Here is a 21,051-nt window from a genome sequence, read left to right as displayed (position 1 = left end):
CATAAGCAACTCTAAGGGTTTGTAAATGAAACTATTAATGATTGACGACGATACCGGCCTTTGTGAGCTATTAAGTGAATATTTAACTGCCCAAGGTTTTGAAATACAAAGCGTACATGACGGTGAACAAGGTCTTAAGCTCGCGCAAGTAAACGATTATGCGTTAATACTACTTGATGTGATGCTACCAACTCTAGATGGCTTTGAAGTACTCAAGCAACTTAGACAAACAAAATTAACGCCGGTAATCATGCTTACAGCAAAAGGGGAAGATTTCGATCGTATTTTCGGATTAGAACTTGGCGCAGACGACTATATCCCTAAACCATTTAACCACCGTGAGTTACTTGCGCGTGTTAAAGCGATTACACGCCGTATAGAGCATATTAATAGCTTTAACATTACTACCAGTAATAAGTTACAGGTTAATGGGATCACTGTTAACTTAGCCGCTCGAGAAGCATCTGTTAATGATCATGCACTTACATTAACAGGCACCGAATACGAAATACTAGCCCTTTTAAGCAAAAATGCAGGCGAAGTAGTCAGTAAAGAACTCATAAGTGAAGAGGTACTTGGCCGTCGCTTAGCTTCCTTCGATCGCTCTATTGATATGCATGTAAGCAATATCCGTAAAAAAATAGCTGAGCATATTTCAGGCGAGCGAATCAAAACAATGCGAGGAACAGGTTATGTCTTTATCCAAGGAGAATAAAGTAGGCTCTTTGTCTTGGCTTAAACATCCTGGGCATTACTTATTCTTTAAAATATTTATATGGTTTTGGCTAACTATAATAGGCACGATTACAGCACTGGTTTTCTTAAGCAACATTACGGCAATCAACGCCGTTAGTAACGAGCCATTACACGGTCCGATGGAAAAAAACTTACTCTATACAGCCAAAAGTATAGAACGCTCTGTTGTAAAACATAAGCGGACACTGAGTGATATGTTGTCTCACCCACGCTTATCTAAACGTAAGTTATTATATTTAAGTGCTGAGCAACAAGAAGACTCATTAACAAATAAAGAAGTCCCGAATGACGTTGATTTGAGCCTACTTAATTTTACTAAGACAATGTCACCGCAAATTATTTTTACTGAAAAGTATCAAGCATTTGGCCCTATTCAAATTACAGTACCCTCGGGCAACTTTTACTTGTATGAAATAGACATAAATCATCAGCCACCTTTGTTCCTTCGCTTAAAGCTTATGCCTGGATGGATGAAAGTTTCTATCGCCATCATCGCTTCTCTAATTTTAAGCTTTTTATTTAGTCGTAACTTAATTGCCCCTATAAATAGCCTAAAAAAAGCAGCTGTTAAATTATCTGGTGGTGATTTAAGTGCTCGAGCGGCCATTTCAGTAAGCAGAAAAGATGAACTCGGTATACTCGGTCGTGATTTTAACAGCATGGCTAATCAATTAGAGCAATTAATTAGCTCGCAAAAACGCTTACTTGCAGATATATCACATGAGTTACGCTCACCTCTTACCCGCTTAAAAATGGCAACGGGCCTTGCTCAAATGCAAGCAAATGAAGCGAGTCAGTCCTATTTACTGCGCATAGAAAAAGAAGCGAATCAACTAGACAAAATGATTGCTGATGTACTGCAAGTGTCTCGTTTAGAGGCGAAAAGTCAGGCACTTTCACTTCAACAACAATCATTGCAAATTATAATTGACCATGTGCTTAACGACGCACAATTTGAAGCAAAACAAAACAACAAGCAATTACAGATTATGGGAAGTGCAGACATTAGTGTTAACTGTGATGAAACACTAATTGCCAGCGCACTTGAAAATTTACTACGTAATGCGATTAAATACGCCAATAGCACTATTAGCATTACTCTAAAGCATACTGATGCCATTTATATAGAAATATGTGATGATGGACCTGGAGTCCCTAATAACCAACTTAATAAGCTCTGTGAACCATTTTTTAGACAGTCAGATGCGCGAGACCGAGTTAGCGGCGGTACGGGGTTAGGCTTGGCAATTGCCAAAAATGCAATTACTGCACATGGTGGCAACTTAGTATTATCGAATAAAGAACAAGGCGGCTTATGTGCAAATATAACGTTGCCAATAATTAAAGAGTAAACAATGTTTTATAGTAGTGAGAACGAGCTTAAAAGTAACCAACCGGCCATTAGTAACTTTTTTGATAATACACTGACAAAATCTTATTTAAATACACCTTATGGACAACTTTTTTACGCTTACGCTATCCCAAAAAATCCACACATTGCGATTGTTATTAGCTCAGGTCGTATAGAGGGCTTAGAAAAATATAAAGAGTTACTATGGGAACTTTATAATAATAATTATGCGGTGTTTATAATTGATCATCAAGGCCAAGGTCGTTCTTACAGGCATTTAAAAAACAAGCACAAAGGCTACGTAAAGCGCTTTGAAGATTATGCCGCCGACCTTCATTTATTTAATAAAGAAGTTGTAGATAATTATTGGCAAGGTAAAAAGGTATTAGTCAGTCACTCAATGGGGGGGCTATTGCATTTGATTATCTTGCACATTTTGAACACACTTTTAGTGGCGCGTTTTTATCTGCGCCAATGCTCGACATTTACACCAAAGGCACACCAAAACCTTTAGCTAAATTAGTCGCAAGTACTGCAACATTACTTGGCTTTCAATACAGCTATGCGCTCGGACAAACAGATTATACGCCTGATGAGTTTGCTATAAATACCCTGACCAGCAGCCCAATACGTTACGAACTATTTAGGAAAGCCTACAAACAAGAGCCTAAATTACAACTTGGTGGTGTGACTTATGGTTGGCTACACACTACTTTTGCATTTATTTCATCCGTGAATAAATTAACGGTTAATATTCCACTTTATATTGCCAGTGCTCAAAATGATGAAATAGTTGATAACAGTGCGCAATATAAACTGGCAAACAGGCACGAAAATACAATACTTGAGAGCTTTGCCGACGCTAAACACGAACTATTTTTTGAACGCGATGAAATACGCCAACCACTGCTTAAAAGCTTATATCAGTTTTGTGAATCGGTGACGATTTAATAGCTAATTGTGTTAAGTTTTATTGTAATAGTGCAATTTAATTCATTAAATTGCTCAAAGATTTATACAGGCTGGTATTACAAATCAATATGCTAAAAATCGCTTAATCCGAGTTTAAGTTAAGCACCGACAATGGATCGAGGTGGATCAGAATATCGACCTCAGATTCAAACTCTTTGGTTATCAATACTTCTACTTCATCAGCCACGTTATGCGCACGAATCAAACTTAAATTGTCATCAAGCTCTAAATGCATTTGGATAAATTTTATCTTACCGCCTTGGCGAGTACGAATGCCATGTACGCCATGTACATCAGCATGCGCTTTAGCTATTTCAAATATGCTTTGCTTTTCGTCATCTGGCAGCTCTTTATCCATTAAGTGATCGGCACTATCTCTGGCTATTTCCCAGCTGTTATAAAGTAAGTAACCCGCTACGCCAATAGCAAAAACAGGATCGGCATACAATACGCCATAGTATGCTAATAAAATAGCGAGCAACACGGCGGCATTTAAAATCAAGTCGCCTTTGTAATGTACTGAATCAGCTTTTATTGCGATTGAATCGGTGTACTTAATCACTTTATTTTGTACAAATACAATAACCAAGGTACACGCAATAGCAAAAATGCTAACCCACACGCCTAATAAAGAATGACTGAGCTGTATTGGGTTAAATAATCGCTCAATACCATGAAATGCCAGTAAACAGCCTGAACCTGCAATAAAAGCGGCTTGCCCAAGCCCTGCTATAGCTTCAGCTTTGCCGTGACCAAATCGGTGGTCATCATCAGCTGGGCGCAGCGCATAACCTAAAACTAAAAAGCTCATTGCAGTAGCCGTTATATCCATTAACGAATCGGTTAGTGAGCCAAGCATTGATGCTGAACCCGATGCAAGCCACGCCCACGTTTTTGCAGTAATCATTAAACTAACCATTATCATGGTAACAATACTAGAAGTTTTAACCCAAAATTCGTAACTGCGGTTGTGCACGTTTTTATCCGTTAATAGGTGTATTCAATACAGAGAGTATATCATTTTTTTAAAAGGTTTCGTGTATACTGAAAATCGTTAAACTACTGATCATTTAAAAGGCTTATTATGCTGGATATCGTTTTATACCAACCTGAAATTCCTCCTAACACTGGTAATATTATTCGTCTGTGCGCAAACACAGGCTATTCACTGCATTTAATTGAGCCCTTGGGTTTTGAATGGGATGATAAACGTGTAAAACGTGCAGGCCTTGATTACCATGAATTCAGCCATGTTCAACGTCACGCTTCATTTGAGGACTACCTTGAAAAATGTAAGCCTAACAAAGTATATGCATGTACTACTAAAGGTAGCCAGTTTCATCATCAAGCAAGTTACGAAGCTGGCGATTGCCTTGTATTTGGCCCAGAAACCCGTGGCCTTCCTGATGATATGATCCAAGCCCTACCAAATGAGCAACGTGTTCGTATTCCTATGCAAGCTAATAGTCGTAGTATGAACTTGTCAAACGCCGTGGCTGTATTTGTTTATGAATCTTGGCGTCAATTGGGCTTCCCTAACGCACAATAACTAATGCACTTACTAATATTGTAAGCCAAGGTATGGCTCTTAGTTTAAATGAGCTCTAAATTAAAGCCCTTGGCTACACTATCAGCTAATATATGCAGTTATCAGAAAATACAACAAACTTAAAATGTTGAACTACAAAATTACAGCCCAGGAATAAAAGCAATAACCTATCTTCGGCTGCGTATTATCTAACCTGAACTTACTTACAATAGGCCCATTATTGGCGTGCAAATTCACCTTGCTTTCACTGCAAATCCCTTGCTATAGAAAAATAAATTAAAATATCATTATTGTTCAATATATTAGTAAATCCCTTAACCGGAATTCAGGTTATCTGTATGCATCTCATTTAAACCGCCCCAAAATAAAGACTATCCTGTATCAAATTAACATTCATTTTTTACTATACAGTTCTCATAATCATAATTATTGAACTAAGCTCAATGTCATACAATTATTTAATTACATTGAAACTCTATGAAAAAAATATTTCTTTGCTCACTTATTTTATGCTCTACATCGAGTATTGCTGCTACATCAGCGACAGTTACCTTAGCATCTGATTACTTATTCAATGGTGTAAGTCAAACTCAAGAAGACCCGGCTTTACAAGCAAGTTTTGATTGGGCCGGAGACTCGGGATTGTATGCCGGAATTTGGGGCTCTAATGTCGACTTTGGTGAAGGCACTGATATAGAAGCCGATGGCTACATTGGCTATTACACAAGCTTAGCAGACTCGATTAATCTAGATATTGGTATTGCGCAATATACTTACCATGGTGAAGATTTTAGCTCCGATTATAACTACGCTGAAACTTACGCCAAATTCAATTATGGCAACACTAACCTTAACTTTTGGTACGCATGGGATTACTTTGCTACAGGGGCTGGGCATAGCATCATTATGCTGACGCACAACGTTCCGATTAATGACGTTTTTTCAATTGATATAGGCGCCGATTACTCTATGAGTTTCGACGATGACAAGTGGGAATGGGAGCCTGGTGATGATAATTATATGCATTGGCGTATAACTGCAAACTATACTTGGAATGAGTGGAATTTTACTGCTGGTTATGAAGACACAGATTTAGAAACGTACGGTGATGCAACTTTACTAGCAACCGTTTCAAGAACATTTAACTTCTAAGGGTTTATAAATGAAAACCACATTATTCTTTCTTTTACTTACTTTTTCTAATTTTATAGCTGCTGAAACAGTTTATTTAACATCCTTGGCTTGGCCTCCTTATTCAGATAAATCATTAGAACAACAAGGAGCATCAGTCGCAGTCGCAAAAGCAGCATTTAAGGCCGAAGGACATGAGCTTATCGTAGATTTTTATCCTTGGTCACGTGCCGTTAACTCTGCTTCACAAGCAAATTCTAAGTATGTCGGCTACTTTCCAGAATATATGCATGAAACATCGGATTTTGTTTTTTCTGATGCAACAGGGACTGGACCTCTGGGGCTGCTACAAAATAACGCTAAACCAATTGCCTATTCATCGGTGGGAGACCTTAAAGGTAAACGTATTGGTGTTGTACAAGACTATGTTAATACAAAAGAACTTGATGACATGATTGCCTCTGGCACAATTAAAGGAGACGCAGCTCCTTCTGATGTATTAAATATTAAAAAAGTAGCTGCGGGGCGAATTGATGCTGCAGTAATAGACGCAAACGTACTTAAGTACTTACTGGATACCGATAAATCGCTATCAGCACTAAAAAATAAGGTAGCAATGAACACAACATTATTAGAAGATAAAAAACTATACATTGCCTTTAGAAATGATACTGAAGGGCAAAAATGGCAGAAAATCTATAATCAGGGGCTTACAAAAATAGATGTAAACACCATTATGGCAAATTATCTTAAGTAATTTGGACTTTGAATAGTAAATATATCCCAAGCAACTATTTTCAACATTAACCTCGTTGAATTTAGTTGCAACGAGCCAGCTATTAACGCGTAAATTCGCTTTGCTCTCCTAAAATACCTGGACAGAAAAATAAATGAACTATCGTTCAAAACGTTATCAACAACTTTAACCAGAGTTCCGATTAAGTAAGGAGATATTTTGACTCGTTCAATTCTATTTAGGCTGGTTATTACTACATTAAGCGCTATGGTTTTTGTTTTACTTTGCTTTGGTGTTTATGATTACACCGCACAAAGCAATCAATTAAAGCTAAAGCTTGATACTGAAATCAATCTTGCAAAAGAGCGTATTGGGCTGTCACTACCTAATGCGATGTGGAACTTCCAAGATGAATTAGCCAAAAAGCTAATAAATGCCGAAGTTGCATCCCAAAATATATCCAAAATAGTAGTATACGATACGAATGGAGAGGTATTCGTTGAAACAGATGGTGCAGAAACACCATCAATGACACAAACTGAGTTATTCTACGATGATGCAGGAACACAAAATAAAGTAGGCAAAATTAATCTTTATATTGAGTTTAGTCATATTGAGGCTGTGCTACTTGAACTGGCTATTTTTTCGGTTATAGAAATATTACTACTCGTCACTATTTTAGCTGGAGTTTTAATCTATATTTTCAAAAAATTAGTTGCTCAACCATTATCTGAAGTGGCTGAAAAAATGGCAACCATTGCCAATGGCGATGGTGATTTAACACAAGAGATAATTGTTCGTCGCAACGACGAAATAGGCCAACTCGCGGCTTCATTCAACCAATTTGAACACAAAATTGCTGAGCTTATTAACGGTGTGAAACTATCAGTAGAGGATTCCTTTAACGTTGCTGGGAGTATTTCTAATGTTAGCAGCGAAGGTGTTCACTATTTAACAGAACAACAATCAGAAACAGACCAGATAGCAACTGCAATTACGCAAATGGCATCGTCTGCGGTAGAAATTGAAAATAATGCCAAATTAACGCTAAGCTCCGCCGAAACAGCAAATATAGATGCAAAAAAAGTTCATGATGCATTCCTAAGCTCTATAAATTCAATAGAGAACTTGGTGGGACAATTAGATGAAGCATCAACGGTAATTGCTAGTCTTGAAAATAGCGTGCAAGATATTGTATCTATGCTGGATGTTATTCAAGCGATAGCTGAACAAACCAATTTGCTAGCATTAAATGCCGCTATTGAAGCAGCCAGAGCTGGTGAGCAAGGCCGTGGATTTGCTGTTGTTGCTGATGAAGTACGCTCTTTAGCAAGTAGAACACAAACGAGTACAGCTGAAATTCATGAAACAATTAACAAATTACAACAAGGCTCACAATCTGCTGTTAATGTTATGGGCTTAAGTAAAAGTATGAGTCAAGAAAGCATGAGTGCTGCAAATGCAGCCAGTGAATTAATAGAAAATATATCTGAAGTAATAGAATCTATTACACATATGTCGAGTCACATCTCTAGTGCTGTATCAGAGCAGAGCACTGTTGCTGAAGATCTAAGTAAAAATATCAATGAAGTTGTCAGTGCTGGTCAAAACAGCATGGGGAAAATTGAACAAGTTCAAACATATTCAGAAGATATGAAAACACTCGCTCTTAAACTGAAAAAATCAGTAACTGTTTTTAAAACGTAAAGAAAATAAGCCTTTCAGATATTAGCTAAAAGGCTTATTTTTTATTCCGACTTTTGCTCTCGGCCTAATAGCGCCATAGCTGCATCTTTCATGTCTTTATTTTCATAAAGAACTTTATAAATTTGTTCAGTAATTGGCATTTCCACACCAGTGCGCTGCGCTAACAAATACACTTCTTTAGTATTTCTAAAGCCTTCAACAACTTGGCCAATTGACTTAATAGCAGCATCTACACTTTCGCCTTTACCCAGCGCTAAACCAAATCGACGATTACGTGATTGGTTATCTGTACAGGTTAGTATTAAATCACCAAGGCCTGCCATTCCCATAAAGGTTTCTGGCTTTGCGCCAAGAGCACAACCTAGACGAGTAAGTTCGGCAAGTCCTCTCGTTATGAGCGCTGTACGTGCATTTGCACCAAAGCCTACGCCATCCGAAATACCGGCACCAATTGCAATTACATTTTTAACCGCACCACCAAGTTGAATGCCAATAAAGTCATCATTGTTATACACTCGGAATGAGCGACCACAATGAAGTAAGTCCGCAAGCTGCTGGGCAAATTCAGGCGACGTAGAAGACACAGAAATAGCCGTAGGTGAACCCATCGCCATTTCTTTTGCAAATGTAGGACCCGAAAGTACCGCAAGTGGAATATCATCTCCCAATTCTTGCAGTGCAACTTCTTGCAACAAGCGCCCAGTATTAGGCTCAAGCCCTTTGGTAGCCCATGCTACTTTTGCGCCTTTTTGTAATGCTGGTTTGATTTGCTGAAGTGTATCGCCAAAAGCATGGCTTGGCACAACAACAAGTACAATAGCGCTGCTAGCAACGGCACGTTGTAAGTTGGCTTCAAGAGTAAGGGTGTCAGGAAAAGGGGCATCTGGTAAGTAACGTTGATTTTTCCGCTCAGCTGCAAGCGTGGCAACGTCGTCGCTATTTCTTCCCCAAAGCGTCACGTTGTGACCATTTCGGGCTAAACAAATAGCAAGGGCGGTGCCGTAAGACCCCGCCCCTAATACAGTAACAGCTGTAGTTGCTGTACTCATAAGTTATGCGTCTGCTGTAACCTGGTCAGCTGGCGCAGTACGTTGTTGCATGTACTGTGCAAATAACGCATCAAAATTTACTGGCGCAAGATTAAGCTGTGGGAATGTACCACGGTTAACAAGGTTTGATACAGCCTCACGTGCATATGGAAATAACACGTTAGGGCAAAATGCACCTAGCATATGTGCAAGTTGCACTTCTTCAACATCAGCAATAGTAAAAATACCCGCTTGTTGAATTTCACATAAAAACGCAGTTTCTTCACCAAGCGAAGCTGTTACTGTCAATGCCAAAACAACTTCAAATACACCCTCATCTAACTTGTTAGAACGTGTATCTAAATCTAACTTAACTTCTGGCGTCCATTCTTTTTGAAAAATAGCCGGAGAGTTTGGTGTTTCAAACGACACATCTTTAGTGTAAATACGCTGAATAGTAAATTGTGCGCCGGCTTCTGCAGCTGCTACGTTTTGAGTTTCTTCGTTCATTGTTATTCCTAACTTGTTCGTTATTATAATTAAATTAAGCGTTTAGCTTGGCGTCAAGTTTACCTTGCGCTTCAATAGCCATCATGTCGTCGCAGCCACCGATATGTTCATCATTAATAAAAATTTGCGGTACTGTGCTTGCACCACCTGCTTTGGCAATCATTTCATCGCGTAGCTCAGGCTGTACACCAATATCATAATTTGTGTATTCAACGCCTTTGCTGTTTAAAAGCGAAAGAGCACGCTGACAAAATGGACAATACGCCTTGGTGTATAAAACAACATTACTCATAATAAATCCTCTATCGGCCTAGCTAAACTGATTAGCGACCTGTTGTAGTTGGTAAGCTAGCAGATTGCCACGCACCCATGCCACCGGCTAATAAGTATACTCGTTCAAAACCAGCTTTACTCATAGCGGCTGCAGTACCTTGGGCAGTCATACCTGTAGTACATACAACTATAATGGGTTTAGTCTTGTACTTTTCAAGGCTTGAAAAGTCAGATTTTTTCGCATTCTCTGGGCTTAAGTGCTCAGCACCAGAAATACGCCCTGCATTAAACTCTTTTTGCGCACGTATATCGATTACTTGACCGTCATCACGGTTAATAAGTAACGTCAGCTGCTGAGGATTTATTTGACGAACAGCTGAAAACTTACTTTTTATCCAGCCACTAACAATAAGAAATACAATACCCACCCAAGCAAGGCTTAAAATTGGGTGATTGGTGATAAATTCAATATATTGATCCATTCGACTTCCACTATAAATTACATCCTAAAACGTAGTGTTTTAGATATTTTAGACTTTAGCCACGCAAGTATACCCAAACCAACTTAAAATGCGAGTTTAGACGTTGTTTAAAAGTACATAAAACGCCCCATATATACCTTATCTAAGTGTGTGTTTACGTTTTTCAGCAGAGTGAAAAAAATTAATATGCGGCTTTGCATGCTGACCCTAGTTACAAAACACGGTATGCTAAAGCCAAACAGGTGCTAACTTTCAGGAGTGACTATGACAGAACATAAAAAACCACTGGTATTAATGATTTTAGACGGTTGGGGGTATCGCGAAGATGAGCAAAGTAATGCTATTTTGGCGGCAAACACGCCAGTACTAGACAACTTATGGGCTACACGCCCTCATACATTAATTTCAGCTTCGGGCTTTGATGTTGGTCTTCCTGATGGGCAAATGGGCAACTCTGAAGTTGGCCATGTAAACTTAGGGGCTGGACGAGTAGTTTATCAAGACTTTACTCGTATCACCAAAGCCATTAATGATGGCGAATTTGATTCAACACCTGCACTTGTTGAAAATATAGATAAAGCTGTGAAAGCAGGTAAAGCCGTTCATATTATGGGCCTATTGAGCCCCGGCGGTGTGCACAGCCACGAAGATCATATCGTTGCAATTATTGAACTTGCTGCTAAACGTGGTGCTAAAGAAGTCTATTTTCACGCCTTTTTAGATGGCCGTGACACACCACCACGTAGCGCTAAAGCGTCTATTGAACGTATTGAAGCATTATTTAGCGAGCTTAAATGCGGTCGTTTGGCTTCATTAATTGGTCGCTACTACGCCATGGACCGAGATAATCGCTGGAATCGTGTAGAGAAAGCCTATAACGTAATGACTCTTGCCGAGGGCGATTTTAATTACGATAACGGCGTAATAGCACTTGAAGCTGCATATGAGCGCGACGAAAACGACGAATTTGTAGCTGCCACCACAATTACCCCAGCAGGCGCGACACCAGCAACAATAAATGATGGTGATACTATTATATTTGCTAATTTTAGAGCAGATAGAGCCCGCGAAATTACACGTGCATTTGTTGAACCTGATTTTGATGGGTTTACTAAAAAAAGAACGCCTGAGCTTAGTGCTTTTGTAATGATGACAGAATACGCAGCCGACATTAACGCACCAGTGGCATTTGGTCCTACCCCTTTAGTTAATGTTTTAGGTGAGTGGTTTGAAAAAAATGGTAAAACGCAACTACGTATTTCTGAAACCGAAAAGTACGCACACGTTACGTTTTTCTTTAGTGGCGGGCGCGAAAGTGAATTTGAAGGCGAAACACGCGAACTAATTCCTTCGCCGCAAGTAGCAACGTACGATTTACAACCAGAAATGAATTCAGAAATGTTAACCGACAAGCTGGTAGCTGCAATAAAAAGCGGTAAATACGATGCTATTATTTGCAACTACCCTAACGGCGATATGGTTGGTCATTCTGGTGTATTTGAGGCTGCTGTTAAAGCCTGTGAAGCTGTAGATAGCTGCATTGGACGTGTTGTTGATGCGCTAGAAGAGTTTGGTGGTGAAGCGTTAATAACAGCTGACCATGGTAATGCTGAGCAAATGGCTGATCTCAAAACAGGCCAAGCACATACCGCCCACACTAGCGAACCGGTGCATTTTATTTATGTTGGTCGCGATGCAGAGCCAATGCAAGGTAAAGCCTTAAGTGATGTAGCCCCAACAATGCTTCACTTAATGGGTATGGAGCAACCAAGAGAAATGACTGGTACGCCTATCATGATGTTGAAATAAAATGAATAAACGTATTAACCGGTTAATTAAGTGCGGCTTAATACTTACTTCGTTAGCGGCTGCACCTGCAGTCGCTAACGAAGACCGCACTAAAAAAGATTTATCCGAAGTACAAAACGCGCTTGAACAAAATCAAGCGCAATATAATGAACAACAAAAAAAAATAGCAAAACTACAAAAAAATCTCAAAAGTCATGAGCTCAACATAGCAAAAAATGCTAAAGCGCTTAATATGGCTGAGCAATCGGTTAAAAAAAACCAACAGCAGCAAAAACTGCAACAACAAAAAGCAGAACAACTTGATCAAAAACACGCCCTATTTCAGCGCATTTTAGCCGCGCAATTAAAAAGTGCCTATATGGCTGGCGGTGATGACTACTCTAAAATGATTTTGAACCAAGAAGACACAGCAAAATTTGAGCGCACTCTCAGTTATTACAATTACTTAAATAAAGCCAGGATAGAGCAAATTGAAGACCTAAAAGCCCTTCAAGAGGAAATAGCTTCTAATCAGATAGAGCTGGCTAAAACAAAACAAAGGTTAATCGCTTTACATGACGAACAAAAAAGGCGTCAAACTGCTTTGCTTAACGCTCAAAGTGAACGCCAAGCAAATCTTAAAAACTTACAAGCTCAGCTCACAAGTACCAAAAGCTCTATTAATTACCTTAAAGAAAACCAACAAACTTTAATTACAACCATTGAAGAGCTTGAAAAAGAGAAAACGCAAAAGATCGAATTACTCGGCCTAAATAAAAGTAAGGGTAAACTAAATTGGCCGACCAGAGGTAAGTTAGAACACACCTTTGGCCAGCGTAAGCATGGCGGTATTGATTGGAAAGGCGTATTAATTGGTGCAAAAGAAGGCGTGAATGTTAATAGCGTGCACAATGGCCAAGTTGTATTTGCCGATTGGCTAAAAGGTTATGGCTGGGTGATCGTTGTTGATCATGGTGAAGGCTTTATGAGTTTATACGGCCATGCACAGACACTCCTCAGAGATGTTGGCGATATGGTTAGAGAAGGTGAAACTTTAGCTTTAGTTGGCCAAAGCGGCGGACAAGCAAGTTCTGGTCTATACTTTGAAATACGCCACAAAGGACGCGCAGTAAATCCTGTAAAATGGTGCAGACGCATTTAATTGAATAAACCGCTGCACCGCTCTGGAGCAGCTGATGAAAAACAAAACCCCAACGACATTCTACGAAAAGAAACAAAACACAGGTTTCATTTTAAGCCTGTGTTTACTTGTCTTTATTTTCTTTATCAATAGCGCCTCTGCCAGCTCAGTAAAACAATTGAAGAGGCAACAAATAGACGAAATTTTATTTAATATTCATGCTTATTATGTTGATGACTTAGAATTACAAAATAGCATGCATATAAAATACAACAATCATCAATTTGAACGCTTATATTCAAAGCTCGATCCTTATTCTAAATACCTCGACGAGCATGAACTCACTGCGTTATTTGACAACACAAACGGTCGTTACACAGGCCTTGGTATTGAAGTTAAAAATATTGACGAGCAAATGACTATTATCGATGTTGTTAATAACTCTCCGGCCAAAAATGCAGGGATTTTACCTAACGATATTATAATTAGTATTAATAACCATACTGTTGCAACACTTACAATTGACCAAGTAGCTGCTTTAATAAGGGACAGTAAGTTTGCAAGCATTCACTTAACAGTGCAACGTAATACAAATAAAACCCATATACCTTTTGATGTTACCCGCACCCAAATAGATTTAGAAAGTGTAACCAGTCAGCTTTTAGATACCGGCACTGGCTATTTAGCTATCAATAGCTTTTCCAATCACACACTACATGAGGTAGCAATACAAGTTGCAGCCATGCAAAATCACTATGGTTACCCACTCAAAGGACTGGTCATCGATTTACGCGACAATCCTGGTGGCACCTTAAAAAGTGCTGTGGCAGTATCAGACCTGTTTTTACAAAGCGGCACTATTGTAACCACTAAGGGGCGTTTTTTTGATGCAAATCAAGCCTTTTACGCCAAGCACGGTGATGTGTTAAAAGGTGCACCAATTGTGGTACTCATAAATGAAAACTCGGCTTCAGCAGCTGAAATTTTAGCGGCTGCTTTAAAAGATAATAATCGTGCAAAGATTGTAGGAAGCCAGTCATTCGGTAAAGGCTCTGTTCAATCTCTCATCCCATTAGGTGACGGTAATACAGCCTTAAAACTGACTACAGCAAAATACTTTACGCCTTCAGGTAAATCAATTGATGGTGTAGGAATAACGCCCGATGTGGCGATTAATCAAACAAACCTTTCACAAAACAATAAAGCCGTTATAATAAAAAACGAACAGACTAAAGGTACTCAGCAATTACTTTCAAGTAATTTGGCTGATTTACAATTAGTTAAAGCAAAACAGTTGCTCAGTATGCAATAACATTCGCTTTATTTAGAGCAACTTACTGAGCTTAATAAGATAATAAAAATTATAAATTTGAAAACTATTAACGCAAGCATTACAACGTGGCTTTTATTAGTCACTTGCTTTGTCTCTTTTGATGTTAAAGCGAAGCAAATAGCAATCGTAATTGACGATATAGGCTACCATCAAAGAGATTTAGAGTTCTTAACCTTACCAGGGCAATTGTCATATTCAATTTTGCCTCACACCCCCTATTCGCAAGCTTTTGCTTCGCTAGCGAGTCAGTCAAATAAAGAGCTATTACTTCATGTGCCCATGCAGGCGCTAAATGGGAAAAAACTAGGCCCCGGCGCGCTTACATTAAGTATGAGTAAAGAGCAGCTCCAGCAAACTCTAGGCACTGCCTTAGCTAGTCTGCCACAAGTTAAGGGCGTTAATAATCATATGGGCTCAGCACTAACACAACAAAGCCAAGCTATGAAATGGACAATGGAAGTGCTTAAAAAACGCCATTTATACTTTTTAGATAGTCGTACCACAGATTTAAGCCAAGCTCAAAATGCGGCAAACTTTTTAGGTGTTGCTAATATTAGCCGCCAAGTATTTTTAGACAACATTATCACCCCCGAGCAATTGCAGTTAAGGTTTGATGAATTAAAACAGCAAGCAACCGATCACAATTTTGCCATTGCTATCGCCCACCCTTATCCTGAAACTATTGATTTTTTACGTGAAGCGTTACCACAGTTAATAGATCAAGGCTTTGAACTTGTGCCGGTTTCGCAGCTGGTTGAGCGTAAATACATTCAGTTGGCGCAGGCTGAGGGCAAAGGGGTTAGTGCTCGATGATATGTACTTTAATAAGGAAATTATATGTATAGCAAACATGAAAAATAACTAATTTTTTTCCTTGCTGATTATTTTCTGAATCATGGTAAAGAAATACAAACAATTAAACTCCATAGCCAAAGCTTTTACTCTGAAGCTTCAATTAACAAGCTACGTAATTTTCATTTAATAAAATTTATTGTTGCTGAAGTTATAGAGATTTCACCTACCATGATTTCTGAAAGAGAAAAATTAAAAGCCCCACCCAACTATTTTCAAACTTCAAAAGTATGGTGGTTTAGTAAACCTTGGGCTGTCGCGTTAACTACATTAATTATAATTTTACCAGCCATAAAAACATATATAGATATTCTCAGTTACTTATTTAAAGTAGAACCGGTTATCAATTTTAGCACTAGGCAGGTGAAAGCTTACGGCCGTAAACAAAAAAGCCCCGCATTTTCATGCAGGGCTTTTTAAATTTTGCTGCTTGAGCTGTGTTTAACTCATAGCGCTTTGTAACTTTTTCATCGCTGTTTTTTCAAGCTGACGAACACGTTCGGCTGATACACTGTACTTTTGTGCAAGCTCTTGAAGAGTCGCCTTATCATCAGACAACCAACGTGCGCTAACAATATCTTGCGAGCGTTCATCAAGTGTTTTAAGTGCGCTAAATAAACGCGTATGCGCCTGCTCTTTCCACTGTTGTTGTTCAACGTCGTCAGCCAGATCAGCTGCACCATCCGTTAAATATTGTACTGGAGAGTAAGTACTTGTTGGTGCGTTATCATCGTCGTCACCTGTCAAGTCGAAGCCCATGTCTTGGCCGCTCATACGCGATTCCATTTCACGAACTTCCTTTTCACTCACACCTAACTCGCTCGCAACAGTGCTAACTTCTGCTTGGTTAAACCAACCTAAACGCTTTTTATTTTTGCGAAGATTAAAAAACAATTTACGTTGTGCTTTAGTTGTCGCAACTTTAACTATGCGCCAATTTTTAAGCACAAACTCATGAATTTCTGCTTTAATCCAATGAACTGCAAACGATACTAAACGAACTCCCACTGTAGGGTCGAAACGCTTTACCGCTTTCATCAGGCCTATATTGCCCTCTTGGATTAAGTCTGCTTGTGGTAAACCATAGCCCGAGTAGCTTTTAGCAATATGTGCTACAAAGCGTAAATGCGACATAATGAGTTGCTTGGCAGCACTAAGATCGCCTTCTTCCTGAAGCCTTTTAGCAAGCTCTTGTTCTTGTTCAACCTTAAGCATAGGAATAGTGCTTACCGCTTGAAGGTAACCGTCCATGCTTGCGCTTTGTTGTCCGACTGTAAGTGCCATTGCGTATAAATCTTTACTCATTTTTCACCTCGGTGATAAACATTTGAAACCATCTTAGCACTCTTTAACCAAGAGTGCTAACCCCAATTTAAAACTTTTTCTAATCATAAATCAAGAGGTTTTTTTGCGTTATTTAAGTCTACTATAAGCGGCTGAATAAGTTATGAATTAAAGGGATGCAAGAGGTTCACCTCATCGCAGCACCTCATTTATAACTTATTACCTTGAGGAGAATAGTACACAAACATGACAGTTTTAATAAAAGAGGTACTACCCAACCCGATAGCATACGCATACCGAGCAGGGTTAGTTCACTTATATGGTACATAAGCATCGAACGACTAATAGATTCGAATTATACTTTATCGGGTTCTATTTCTTTAATGTATCGATTTACAGAAAGATACGAACCAATAAAGCCCAAGCTTGTTGCAAGTAAAACTAACAGGCCAAACTCTTTTAATGTTAAACCAATTAACGAAAAACTTGTTTGGTAAACACCCGCTACACTACTGACAGCAGAAGATAGCCACCACATCATTAAAGCAACCGATATGAAGGCAAATAGCCCACCGATAACACCATACCAAATACCCGTCCATAAAAATGGTGCATGAATAAATGTATTAGTAGCCCCAACTAATTTCATTACTTGTATTTCTTCTTTTTTATCCATAATAGATAAACGAATAGTATTACCAATAATAAGCGTGACTGAAGTAAGTAACAGTAGCGTGATCGTTATTACACTCTCTTTTAACAAACTCAACAATGCATTTAAACGCTCTAACCATGCTATATCGAGCTTACCAAAATCAACCTCACGCTCAGCTTCCAGCTTAGTTAAAAGAGCTCTAGCTGCATTAGGCTGACGATCACGCTTAGTTGGTGTGACCAACACAACATCAGGAAGTGGGTTACTATCTAAGTACTCTAATGCTTGCCCAAACCCCGAGACACTTTTAAACTCTGTAAGTGCTTGCTGCTTTGAAATAAATGCCACACTCTCAACTTCGGGATACAGTGCTAAACGTTTCACCAAAGTTTGTGTTTGTTGCTCGCTCATCGTCTCTTTTACAAACAAAGATATTTCGCTTGCTTCTTCAAACCCGCTACTGACTTGTTGAACATTTTTAACCACTAAATAAAGTGTTGCTGGTAGCGTTAAACTCAAACCTAGTACAGCAATTGTCATCATCGAAGCTAAAGGCGTACGCCACATTTCACCAAGGCTGTGTATTCCTTGACGAAAAATATTAATAATAAAAAAATAACCGCCAGCTAATATAGATTTTTTTTGCTTTTCGTTTTTATTTTGGCGCCCCTTAAATAGTAAGCTCATAAAACCTCCTGCGCTAAGGGGTCTTGAAGCATTCGCCCGTCTTTTAAAGTTAAGCTTCTATATTTCATACGCGCAACCAAGCCTAAATCATGAGTGGCAATAAGCACGGTTGTACCGTGTTTATTAAAATCTTCAAATAATCGTAAAATTTCCATCGAAAGTTCAGGGTCAAGGTTACCTGTTGGCTCATCGGCCAATAAAATTGGTGGCGAGTTAACTATCGCGCGAGCAATACCTACGCGCTGTTGTTCGCCGCCAGAAAGCATAGACGGGTGGCATTTCACTTTATCAATTAAGCCCACTTTATCGAGCGCCCCATGAACCCGCTTTGCAATTTGATTATGATGAGTACCCTCAATAATTAATGGCAATGCCACATTATCAAATACAGTATGGCGCTCTAATAAGCGATGATTCTGAAAAATAATACCAATGTCACGACGGGCATAGGGAATTTGACGCGAGTTAACCTTATTTAAATCAACACCGTTGATAAACACGTTACCCGCAGATGGGCGCTCCATTAAGCTAATTAACTTTAATAACGTACTTTTACCTGCACCACTGTGACCAGTTAAAAATGCAAGTTCGCCCGGCTTAATATGAAAATTAACTTTTTCAAGGGCCCGATGCCCTCCTGGGTAGGTTTTACTTACTTGCTGAAAATTTATCATTTTTTATTATGCCAACCTCATCATAAACACGAATGCAATTGGTATTCCTCGCAATTAAAAAGGGAGCAAGCTCCCTCTTAGTAAATTAAACGTCGTCCTCATCTTGGCTAAATAACGCATCAATAAAGTCATCACTCTTAAATGTACGTAAATCATCGATACTTTCGCCAACACCAATATAACGAATTGGAATATTAAACTTATCAGCCACCGCAAAAATAACACCACCTTTTGCAGTTCCATCAAGTTTAGAAAGGGTAATACCAGTTAAGCCTACACACTGATTAAACAAATTCACTTGGCTAATCGCATTTTGCCCTGTGCCTGCGTCAATCGTTAACATCACTTCATGCGGCGCATCAGGGTCAATTTTTTTCATTACACGTGCTATTTTTTCAAGCTCTTGCATTAAATTATCTTTATTTTGCAAGCGCCCAGCTGTATCGGCGATTAATACATCCACTTTACGAGCTTTCGCGGCTTGAAATGCGTCAAAAACAACTGAAGCACTATCAGCGCCAGTGTGTTGTGCAATAACAGGAATACTATTGCGCTCACCCCATACTTGAAGTTGCTCAACAGCAGCCGCTCTAAACGTATCACCAGCAGCCAACATAACCGACTTACCTTCGTTTTGAAATTGCTTAGCCAGTTTACCAATAGTCGTGGTTTTACCTACACCATTCACACCCACCATCAGTATTACGAATGGTTTTTTATCAGTTGGTATCACTAAAGGCTGCTCTGCAGTTTTAAGCATAGTGGCCATTTCTTGTTTCATTAGCTCGTAAAGTGCATCGCCATCTTTTAACTGTTTACGATTAGCCCCATCTGTTAATCGATCGATTAACTTCATGGTTGTATCAACGCCCAAATCGGCAGTTAATAGCTGGGTTTCCAGCTCTTCAAATAAATCGTCATCAATTTTTTTGCCGCTAAATATAGATGCAAATCCAGATCCAATATTAACGCGAGTTTTTAATAAGCCTTTTTTAAGGCGAGAAAAAAAACCTTCTTTTTTGGGTTTATCTTCTTTCTCCGCTTTAAGTTTTTCAGCCTCAATACTCGCTTGCTCTAAACGCTCACTTTCAACTTTTTCAGCCGCAACTCGCGCTTGTTCTAGACGATCGCTTTCAGCTTGTTCAGCTGCAACACGCGCCAGCTCTAAGCGCTCGTTTTCAGTTTTTTCAGCCGCAACACGCGCCAGCTCTAAACGCTCGCTTTCAGCTTGTTCTGCCGCAACACGCGCCTGCTCTAAACGCTCGTTTTCAGCTTTTTCAGCCTCAATACGCGCTTGCTCTAAACGATCGCTTTCAGCTTTTTCAGCCTCAATACGTGCTTGCTCTAAACGCTCGGTTTCAGCTTTTTCAGCCTCAATACGTGCTTGCTCTAAACGCTCGGTTTCAACTTTTTCAGCCTCAATACGCGCTTGTTCTAGACGATCGCTTTCTGCTTTTTCAGCCTCAACACGCGCTTGCTCTAAACGCTCGATTTCAACTTTTTCAGCCTCAATACGTGCTTGCTCTAAACGCTCGGTTTCAACTTTTTCAGCCTCAATACGCGCTTGTTCTAGACGATCGCTTTCAGCTTGTTCAGCTGCAACTCGTGCTTGCTCTAAACGCTCGGTTTCAACTTTTTCAGCCTCAATACGTGCTTGCTCTAAACGCTCGGTTTCAACTTTTTCAGCCTCAATACGTGCTTGCTCTAAACGCTCGGCTTCAGCTTTTTCAGCCGCAATTCGCTCTTGCTCAAGGCGCATTTGCATTTCTTGTTCGGCTAAACGCTGTTGCAGCTCTAATTGTTTTGCGTGGGCATCAGCTTGTTCTTTTGCCAATAATTCAGCATTTGCTTGTTCAACCGCTAACTTTTCAGCTTGCTCTGCATCGTGCTTCTCTGTTTCAGCGCGCTCTTGCTCTATACGCTCAGCTTCTTGTTGTTCGGCCAACGCTTGTTGGTTATTAGTTTCTTTTACTTGCTCTGCTTGTTTTTCATCTGACTTACCAAAACCAAACCAAGACAGGAATTTACTTTTTTTTGCCATACTTGCTAATAACCACTTATAAAAATCTGATAAACTAAAATTTGAAAATAGCTTTATTGTGCTCGGCAATATCTGCCAGCAAAAAAACAGTTCAAAACATT

At 39.4% G+C, this 21,051-nt stretch carries 19 protein-coding genes and 1 pseudogene; 11 read left to right on the top strand and 9 right to left on the bottom strand.

From position 1 onward, the window contains the following. The first annotated feature begins 25 nt into the window (after nt 1-25). The 3 genes and pseudogenes from LOS73_RS02140 to LOS73_RS02130 all read left to right on the top strand — a co-directional run bounded on the left by LOS73_RS02140 (nt 26) and on the right by LOS73_RS02130 (nt 3,058). Nucleotides 26-715, top strand: coding sequence for a response regulator (locus LOS73_RS02140; RefSeq protein ID WP_008136799.1), 690 nt, complete (start codon nt 26-28; stop codon nt 713-715). Further along, the gene (locus LOS73_RS02135) at nt 693-2,108 is read left to right on the top strand and encodes an ATP-binding protein (protein WP_007376046.1); all 1,416 of its coding nucleotides are present in this window, start codon (nt 693-695) and stop codon (nt 2,106-2,108) included. Before LOS73_RS02140 ends, LOS73_RS02135 begins: the two co-directional genes overlap by 23 nt. Before the next feature lie 3 nt (nt 2,109-2,111). Continuing rightward, a pseudogene (locus LOS73_RS02130) lies at nt 2,112-3,058 on the top strand (alpha/beta fold hydrolase). A 103-nt stretch (nt 3,059-3,161) separates the two neighbouring features. On the opposite strand, the gene LOS73_RS02125 reads toward LOS73_RS02130, so the two are convergent. Continuing rightward, nucleotides 3,162-4,004, bottom strand: a complete 843-nt coding sequence (locus LOS73_RS02125) for a cation diffusion facilitator family transporter (protein ID WP_081824583.1) — start codon at nt 4,002-4,004, stop codon at nt 3,162-3,164. Nucleotides 4,005-4,163: 159 nt separating this feature from the next. On the opposite strand from LOS73_RS02125, the gene trmL reads away from it, so the two are divergent. The 4 genes from trmL to LOS73_RS02105 all read left to right on the top strand — a co-directional run bounded on the left by trmL (nt 4,164) and on the right by LOS73_RS02105 (nt 8,202). Then, the gene (gene trmL, locus LOS73_RS02120; RefSeq protein WP_033031055.1) at nt 4,164-4,628 is read left to right on the top strand and encodes a tRNA (uridine(34)/cytosine(34)/5-carboxymethylaminomethyluridine(34)-2'-O)-methyltransferase TrmL; all 465 of its coding nucleotides are present in this window, start codon (nt 4,164-4,166) and stop codon (nt 4,626-4,628) included. A 477-nt stretch (nt 4,629-5,105) separates the two neighbouring features. After that, complete coding sequence (locus tag LOS73_RS02115; protein ID WP_033031053.1) at nt 5,106-5,780, top strand: TorF family putative porin; 675 nt, start codon at nt 5,106-5,108, stop codon at nt 5,778-5,780. 10 nt (nt 5,781-5,790) lie between these two features. Beyond that, nucleotides 5,791-6,516, top strand: coding sequence for a substrate-binding periplasmic protein (locus LOS73_RS02110; protein WP_007376041.1), 726 nt, complete (start codon nt 5,791-5,793; stop codon nt 6,514-6,516). 198 nt (nt 6,517-6,714) lie between these two features. After that, on the top strand, nt 6,715-8,202 hold the full coding sequence (locus tag LOS73_RS02105; RefSeq protein ID WP_007376040.1) for a methyl-accepting chemotaxis protein: 1,488 nt from the start codon (nt 6,715-6,717) through the stop codon (nt 8,200-8,202). A gap of 41 nt (nt 8,203-8,243) precedes the next feature. Here LOS73_RS02105 and gpsA read toward each other — a convergent pair whose 3' ends face one another. Genes gpsA through LOS73_RS02085 form a run of 4 tightly spaced genes read right to left on the bottom strand, consistent with a single transcriptional unit; the run spans nt 8,244 to nt 10,495 of the window. Then, nucleotides 8,244-9,251: an NAD(P)H-dependent glycerol-3-phosphate dehydrogenase gene (gpsA, locus tag LOS73_RS02100; protein WP_033038644.1), complete on the bottom strand. Its 1,008-nt coding sequence runs from the start codon at nt 9,249-9,251 to the stop codon at nt 8,244-8,246. 3 nt (nt 9,252-9,254) lie between these two features. Then, complete coding sequence (gene secB / locus LOS73_RS02095; RefSeq protein ID WP_007376038.1) at nt 9,255-9,740, bottom strand: protein-export chaperone SecB; 486 nt, start codon at nt 9,738-9,740, stop codon at nt 9,255-9,257. 34 nt (nt 9,741-9,774) lie between these two features. Beyond that, nucleotides 9,775-10,032, bottom strand: a complete 258-nt coding sequence (grxC, locus tag LOS73_RS02090) for a glutaredoxin 3 (RefSeq protein WP_002957783.1) — start codon at nt 10,030-10,032, stop codon at nt 9,775-9,777. A 31-nt stretch (nt 10,033-10,063) separates the two neighbouring features. Beyond that, entirely contained in the window at nt 10,064-10,495 is a 432-nt protein-coding gene (locus LOS73_RS02085; protein WP_007376037.1) for a rhodanese-like domain-containing protein, read from the bottom strand. Between the two features lie 264 nt (nt 10,496-10,759). Between LOS73_RS02085 and gpmM the strand changes: the two genes are divergently transcribed. From gpmM to LOS73_RS02065, 4 genes are all read left to right on the top strand, one after another. Beyond that, nucleotides 10,760-12,304, top strand: coding sequence for a 2,3-bisphosphoglycerate-independent phosphoglycerate mutase (gene gpmM / locus LOS73_RS02080; protein ID WP_457934398.1), 1,545 nt, complete (start codon nt 10,760-10,762; stop codon nt 12,302-12,304). Nucleotide 12,305: 1 nt separating this feature from the next. After that, nucleotides 12,306-13,445 (top strand): murein hydrolase activator EnvC family protein, encoded by a 1,140-nt coding sequence (locus LOS73_RS02075; RefSeq protein WP_457934397.1) that lies wholly within the window; start codon nt 12,306-12,308, stop codon nt 13,443-13,445. Between the two features lie 34 nt (nt 13,446-13,479). Further along, on the top strand, nt 13,480-14,736 hold the full coding sequence (locus LOS73_RS02070; RefSeq protein ID WP_007376034.1) for a S41 family peptidase: 1,257 nt from the start codon (nt 13,480-13,482) through the stop codon (nt 14,734-14,736). A 66-nt stretch (nt 14,737-14,802) separates the two neighbouring features. Further along, a complete protein-coding gene (locus tag LOS73_RS02065) occupies nt 14,803-15,570 on the top strand; it encodes a divergent polysaccharide deacetylase family protein (RefSeq protein ID WP_442960139.1) in 768 nt (255 codons plus the stop codon). Between the two features lie 480 nt (nt 15,571-16,050). On the opposite strand, the gene rpoH is transcribed toward LOS73_RS02065, so the two are convergent. From rpoH to ftsY, 4 genes are all read right to left on the bottom strand, one after another. Further along, nucleotides 16,051-16,914 carry an RNA polymerase sigma factor RpoH gene (gene rpoH, locus LOS73_RS02060; RefSeq protein WP_007376032.1) on the bottom strand — a complete coding sequence of 288 codons (864 nt, stop codon included), beginning with the start codon at nt 16,912-16,914 and terminating at the stop codon, nt 16,051-16,053. A 334-nt stretch (nt 16,915-17,248) separates the two neighbouring features. Beyond that, complete coding sequence (gene ftsX / locus LOS73_RS02055) at nt 17,249-18,235, bottom strand: permease-like cell division protein FtsX (protein WP_007376031.1); 987 nt, start codon at nt 18,233-18,235, stop codon at nt 17,249-17,251. Beyond that, a complete protein-coding gene (gene ftsE, locus LOS73_RS02050; RefSeq protein WP_096793829.1) occupies nt 18,232-18,909 on the bottom strand; it encodes a cell division ATP-binding protein FtsE in 678 nt (225 codons plus the stop codon). Before ftsE ends, ftsX begins: the two co-directional genes overlap by 4 nt. Nucleotides 18,910-18,994: 85 nt before the next feature. Next, nucleotides 18,995-20,950: a signal recognition particle-docking protein FtsY gene (gene ftsY / locus LOS73_RS02045; protein WP_457934396.1), complete on the bottom strand. Its 1,956-nt coding sequence runs from the start codon at nt 20,948-20,950 to the stop codon at nt 18,995-18,997. Nucleotides 20,951-21,051: the final 101 nt, after the last annotated feature.

Source organism: Pseudoalteromonas sp. SCSIO 43210 (genome assembly GCF_054133285.1).
This window is presented reverse-complemented; position numbering and strand designations above follow the sequence as displayed.